Raw genomic sequence first — 6,477 nt, forward strand, 5'->3', positions numbered from 1 at the left:
GACGCGTTGATGCGGTATACGGCGGGCACGTCCTGCCTCCTGCCGAAACGGTCCGCGCCGGGGATGAGCGGCGCCATGTACCCTTCCCGCTCCACGACGCAATGCCAGTACGGGTTGAAATCGGGACGGGAAACGCCGACCACCCCGTCGGCCGCCGGGTCGGCATCCAGGCGGCGCACGCACTCCTCCACGTCCGAGGGAAACCTTCCCGGGCTGGTCGGATCCAGCAGCAGGACCGATCCGTACCGCTTCCCGTCGATGCGCTCCATCTCCCGCAAGGCGTGCTGCAGGACCGGCAGCATGGGGGTCGTGTCCCCGGCGAGCTCCTCCGGGCGGAGGAAGGGCACATCCGCCCCGTTCGCACGGGCGACCGCCGCGATCTCCCCGGAATCGGTGCTGACGATCGTCCGGGCGATCCCCGCGCACATCCCGGCGCACCGGAGCGAGTGCGCGATCAGCGGCAGCCCCGCCAGCGGCCGGATGTTTTTCCCGGGGAGCCCCTTGGACCCTCCGCGGGCGGGAATCACGCAGAGCACCGGCTTGACCGTCAAGACGAAAGCACCTCCCTGCGGCCCGACGCCGAGCTCCTCCTCCATGCGTCGCAGAGCGCGAGCGCCTTCCGCCCGTCGCCGCCCGTCGCAAGGACCCCGGGATCCCCGCCCGAGGCCGCCTGGAGGAAGCGGCGCATCTGCTCCGCGTACATGTCTCCGGGATCCCCCTCCATCCTCTCCTCGCGTCGTTCGCCGCCCTTCGTCCGCAGGACCAGGCGCCGGGAGTGGAAATCGTACTCCAGCATCCCGAGGCTTCCGTGCGCCCGGACGAACCGGGAAGGAGGATCGCTCAGGTAGTCCAGCCCCACGGAAACGCGGACGCCGCCGGGCGAGACCCAGAACGCCTCCGCGATCTCCTCGCTTTCGATTCCCAGCCTCCCCGTGTTGCCGGTCATTCCGGACACCGCCTCGGGGAAGCCGAAGAGCCAGCAGGCGTAATCCACCTCGTGGCACAGGTCCCGGAGCACCCCGCCTTCCGAGGCCCGCGCCGAATAGCTTTCCCGGTAATCGCGGTGCGGCCGCCATCCCGGGAGGAAGGAGCGGCACTCGATGCGCGCCGAATGGATGTCTCCGATCGAGGCGAGGCGCGCCCGAAAGCCCCCGAGCCCCCGGTCGAACCGGAGGCAGTAAGCGACGAACAGGCGGGGGGCCGACTCCCCGGCTCGGTCCGGGAGGCGGCCCGCCGACAGCGCATCCTCCGCCAGCGGCTTTTCGCAAAGGACATCGAGGCCGAGGCGCAGCGCATGCAGCGTGTCCGGCACGTGGCGCAGCGTGTCGGTCGCGATGACCGCCGCCCGCGCCCCCCGGGACGCCGCTTCGTCCAGGGATCCTGCGACCTCCCACCCATCGGCGGCAAGGGCCCCGGCCCGGTCCGGGCGGACGGGCACCGCGATGGACCGGATTCCGAGGGTTTTCAGGACTGCGAGATGGCGGCGCCCGATGGAGCCGGTCCCGAGAACAGCCACGATGGCGTCGGTCATGGGCGGATCTTGCGGGCCTCCACCAACGCGAAAACGCCCGTGGACAGAACGAGGGCGATGAACGCGGCCAGGATGACGATGAACAGCCTCTGCGGCCCGGACTTCCGCTCGGGGGGGACCGCCCGGTCGATCACCTGGATGACGACGGCGTCCCTCGCCTCGTCCAGCTTCGCAAGCTCATACTGCTTCGACAGCAGCTCGAACAGCGTCTCGTTGTACTTGAGCTGCCGCACTTTCCGCAGGTATTCCATGCCCATCTCGGGGACCCTCCCCGAGGACATGATGGTGTCGAAACCCGCCCCCTTCGCCGTTTCGGCCTTCTGCAGCTCGCTCCGGAGGGCGCGGATCTCCTCCTCCACCCGGTTCAGGTCCGGGTTCCTGTCGGTCGCGAAGGTCCGCAGGACCTTGGCCTCGACCTCCTTCGCCGCGACGATCGCCCGAAGGCGCGCGATCCCCTCGATGATCGCCCGGGCCTGGGCGTCGACCTGGAAAAGCCCCGTCCGCTGCTGATAACTCTTTATCTCCTCCTCGGACCGGGTCAGCGAATCCTTCGCGTGCCGGATCTGCTCCTCGAAGAACATGCGCCTCTGGCCGGCTTCCGAGATCGCCAGCCCGCCCGCCAGGGCCCGCATCTCCTCGACGAACGCATTGGCCATCTCCGCCGCCCGCTTCGGGTCCGTGTCCTCGACCGTCAGGAAGATGATCCCGCTCTTCCTGTCGTCCCTGGCCTTGACGGCCCCCATGAGGATCCTGCGCGCGTCCTGGCGGAACCGCGCCTCGTAGAGCTTCATCAGGTCGAACCGGTCGACCATGCGGTCCAGCACGGTCCGGGACTTCACGATCTCCACGTACAGCTCGCCCTGGGACTTCAGCGTGGGAACCCCGCCCGCAAGCGCCATGATCCCCCCCGCCTGGCCCAGGAGCTGGGCGGCGAGGTTCCCCCCCTTGTCCTGGGGAGGCAAAAGCCGGGTCTCCGCCCGGTAGACGTTGGGAAGCCGCAGCGCCACGACCGCCGCGAGGAGCGCGAATCCCAAGGTGATCGCCAGGATCGGGCGCCGCCTGCGCCATAGGGCGGAGAAGAGCTCCGCCAGGTCGATTTCGCTGCCTCTCGAAGAGGTTCCGGGTTCCATTGTCGGCTCCAATGTCGATGCCCCTACAACGCCGCGATCACGACGCCTGCCGCCATGGTGGCCTGGAACAGGATCTGGGAGATGTCGATGATGCTCCGGCGCCATGCGATCCGCCCGATCTTTTCGGGCACGACGATGGTGTCCCCGGGCTCCAGCAGCGGCTTCCCGTCCTGCGCGGAGAACGCGGAGCCGGAGAAGAGGAAGAACCGGCTTCCTTCCGGGCGGATCGCGGAGCCGTTCGCCTTCAGGATGTAGATCCGGTCCCTGTCCGCGGATTCCGTGTAGCCGCCGGCCATCAGGATGTAGTTCTCCAGCTTCTTCCGCTCGTCGAAGACGAAGGTCGCCTGGTTGAACACGGCTCCCAGGGCGTGGACGTTCCGGGGGTTCTGCGGGACGGTGAGGACGTCCCCGTTCTCGAGCTCGATGTCGTTCAGGGTGTTCCTCATCTCCCCGGGGGCGGAGATCTCGAGCACCATCCTTCCCTGGGGCCGGGTCTGCTTCAGCTTCTGCACCAGCGCCTCGACCAGGCGGATCTCCGCCTGCGCCGCCCCCATCTCCTGGCCGGTCGCCGAGATCGCCACCATCGCGGCGCCCTGGGCCACCAGGTCGCGCTCCAGCCGGGCGATGGATTCGTCGATCACCTTCTGCTGGTACGCCGCGACGCTGACCCGCGTGAAGACGGCGCCCCGCAGATACGCGTCGGACGTGAAGCCGCCCGCCCGCTCGATCACCGAGGAAAGCCGCTCCCCCTTCCGGGCGGTGTACGTCCCGGGAAAGCGGACCTCGCCGAGCAGCGTGACCTGGGTGAACGTGGAGAGCTCCGGAACGGAGCGCACCAGGAGCCGGTCGTTCTCCCGGAGGGGCAGGTTCGACGCCGGGTCCCCGGCCAGCGCCTTCTCCAGGTCGATGCTCACCTTCTCGACCGTCGGCCCCGATTCCGAAAGGTGCAGCCGGGACAGCTCGGCTTCCTTCAGGTACGCGTAATACTTCGTTCCGCCGGAATAGGAAACGAGGTCCTTCACGGTCATCCCGGGCGTGTATCCGAATTCTCCGTCCCGATGGACGGCCCCGGCGATCCGCACGGTCCGGCGGTCCGGCACGATCTGGAACACCTTGAGGATGTCGCCGGAGCGGAGATCGACCTCCTTCTCCCGCGACGCCTCCAGGTCGGACTCGAACACGATCTGCCGGTTGCTCTCGACGATCCGCTCGATCTGCAGCCGGCCGCGGAACGCCAGCGCGTTCAGCCCGCCGGCCAGCTCGATGAGCTGCGAGACGGTCCGCTCCCCCTTCAGCTCGTAGAGGCCGGGGTTGTTCACGCTGCCCGCGATCGCGGCGACCGGCCCGATCGGCGGGACGAAAATCACGTCCTCCGGCAGGAGGCGCGGGTCGCTCGATTTGTCGCCTTGCCGCAGCAGGTCGTACAGGTCGTAATGGGCGATCGTCATCCCCGCCCGCCGAACCTGGACGTCGCGCATGGAGCCGGACTTGGAGGGACCGCCGGCCTGGATCAGGGCGTTCACCAGCGTCGCCATGGAAGAGACGGTATAGGCCCCCGGCTGCCGCGCGTTGCCCACCACGTATACGGTCATCGAGCGCAGGACGCCGAGCGTGACGCTCATCTCGAACCCGGTGAAGACGCGGGAAAACTCCTTCTGGAGCGATTCCTGGGCCTGGGCGAAGGTCATTCCCCCCAACGGGACGACGCCCACCTTCGGGAGGCGGATGGTGCCATCCCGCTCGATCCTGCGGTTCCACGCGCCCTCGACCTTGCCCCAGATCCGCACCCTCACTTCGTCGCCCGGGCCGAGGACGTAATCGGGGCCGACGGGCAGGCGGTTGACGGTCAGGAATCCGGAGCGTCCCTGCTGGAACAGCTCAAGGCCGAAGTGCTTCAGATCCATCGAGATCGAATAGGGGCTGGCGATCCCCAGGAGGCGGAACGCGACGGCGATGCGGTCGCGCGGGCCGACCAGGTAGCCGGCGATGACATCCACGGAGGACAGGACGACGGGCGAGTCGGCCGCCGCCTTCTCCCCCGCTGCCGCAGGATCGGCGGCCGGGGCCGCGCCCGGATCCGCGGCGGGCGCCTGGGGAGCCGATCCGTTCTTCCTGGAAACGGCGACGATCTTCACCGGCACCACGACGGACCCGTTGTAGGGGGCGCCGGGGGTGTTCGTGAACACGATCGCCGGGTCCTGGCGGATGACATCGAGCTGGGCCCTCGTGATCTCGACCTTCCCGGAAACGAGCTGCTCGAATGCCGACTGCCCTTCCGGCGGAAGCGGCGGAAGCCGGGCCGATTTCTCCTCGGCGATCATCCCGCCGTCCATGAAATCGCCCTGCTGGAGAAGCGGGGAACCCATGGGCGCGGTTCCCATGCTGCCCGGCGACTGCTGCAGGGGATACGGGAAGCCGAAAACCTGTGAAGAATCGCCCGATCCCGTGAAAACGGACTGGTCCCCGGTCATGGACCCGCCCATGGAGCCGAAGGGCTCGGCCGAAGACGCCTCCCGGGCGGCGAAAACCAGGAAAAGCAGGATCGCGATGGATGCCGGGAAACCGTGTCGCTTCATGGACGCTCCTTGGAAGAATGATAAGCATATCCGCCGGAAAATCTCCACGCAAGGTCGGCCCAGGCGGCGAACCCGTTCTCCCGGGCGCCCGCCGCCATGCCGGCGTTCGCGACCCTCTCCGCATGAAAACCCGCGCCTGCGCGAAGGGATGGCGTCAGCCAGCCGATGAATGCCAGCCGGAAGCCGATCGTCTCCTCCGTCGGCGCCGCCGCGAGAAACCGGTCCATCCGGTTCACCGTGAGCTCCAGGAACGTCGAGGGCAGAAGGAAATAGCGTCCCTGGAAGGAAAGATCCCGCGCGTCCGTTCCCATCGGGTGGCCGAGGAACCGTCCCTTATAGACATGCGGGGAGTCCAGATGGGTGTACCAGTCGCTTCCATGACCGCCCATGTGGTTGTCGGCGTACTCGACCCGGAAATCGAAATCGGGATTGCCGAGGATGGACGGGAAGAACACTCCGCTGAGCGTCGCCCACTTCGCGAACCGGGGAACCTTGTATCCGCCCCTTGCCTGGTCTTCCGCCCCCCATTCGAAATAGAGCTGGACCGGCTGCGTCTTGAAGGGAAGCGTCAGCGTCCCGTCGAACGCGACGAGCTGGTTCGTCCTGAAATCCAGATTGTCGATTTCGGATCCGATGAAGGCCTTCCACCAATCGCCGACGCTTTCCCCCTGTCCTTCCCCCCCGAAGTGGATTGCCCGCGAGGCGCCGATCTCGAAGTAACGGCTCGGCCGGAGTCCCAGGCGCAAACCGGACAGCAGCGTCTTGGGCAGCGGGCGGGCGGCGTCCAGCCGGGCGAAGAACAGATCGTACTGCGCGGTGCCGAGGAACGAGAGGAAGCCGGTGAAAGAGATGGGGACGGGATTGTGAAGCCGGACGCCCCGGAACGGCTGCGCGTTGTTCGTGAAGATCAGCGCGCCGCGGCGTCCGGGACCGTACCAGGACGTGATCCTGCCCGCCTGCAGGGAGGCGTATCTGTGTCCGATCCCGACGGAGGCCTCCCCGTACTGTGTCCCATTGGCGTCCCTTTCCCCGAACCAGGTCGCCGCCCTGCCGTCCACGGAAAGCCAGGGATACGGCTCGAAGCGGCCGAGGGCGGAGAGCTCCGCGGAGAGCCCGTCCGGAGTCGGGATTCCCCCCTCGTTCCACTCGATCTTCGTTTCGCTCGACCGGGCAAGGGATACCTGGCCGAGGGCCATGGAAAGCGGCGCAGACCGGTAAGCGACCCAGTTGCCCAGGTCCG

Annotated in this window: 5 protein-coding genes; all 5 read right to left on the reverse strand. The window is 67.8% G+C overall.

Annotation, left to right across the window (positions count from 1 at the left end; genetic code table 11):
• The coding region (locus AB1346_03490; protein ID MEW6719492.1) for an acylneuraminate cytidylyltransferase family protein at nt 1-551 on the reverse strand (551 nt) is incomplete at its 3' end.
• Nucleotides 548-1,531: a Gfo/Idh/MocA family oxidoreductase gene (locus AB1346_03495; protein ID MEW6719493.1), complete on the reverse strand. Its 984-nt coding sequence runs from the start codon at nt 1,529-1,531 to the stop codon at nt 548-550. The genes AB1346_03495 and AB1346_03490, both read right to left, overlap by 4 nt.
• Entirely contained in the window at nt 1,528-2,661 is a 1,134-nt protein-coding gene (locus AB1346_03500) for a Wzz/FepE/Etk N-terminal domain-containing protein (GenBank protein MEW6719494.1), read from the reverse strand. The genes AB1346_03495 and AB1346_03500 overlap by 4 nt, the downstream gene beginning before the upstream one ends.
• A 23-nt stretch (nt 2,662-2,684) precedes the next feature.
• The gene (locus AB1346_03505) at nt 2,685-5,237 is read right to left on the reverse strand and encodes an SLBB domain-containing protein (protein ID MEW6719495.1); all 2,553 of its coding nucleotides are present in this window, start codon (nt 5,235-5,237) and stop codon (nt 2,685-2,687) included.
• On the reverse strand, nt 5,234-6,477 hold a 1,244-nt coding region (locus tag AB1346_03510), incomplete at its 5' end, for a capsule assembly Wzi family protein (GenBank protein MEW6719496.1). The genes AB1346_03510 and AB1346_03505, both read right to left, overlap by 4 nt.

This window comes from Thermodesulfobacteriota bacterium, assembly GCA_040758155.1.
Classification (GTDB): domain Bacteria; phylum Desulfobacterota; class Deferrimicrobia; order Deferrimicrobiales; family Deferrimicrobiaceae; genus UBA2219.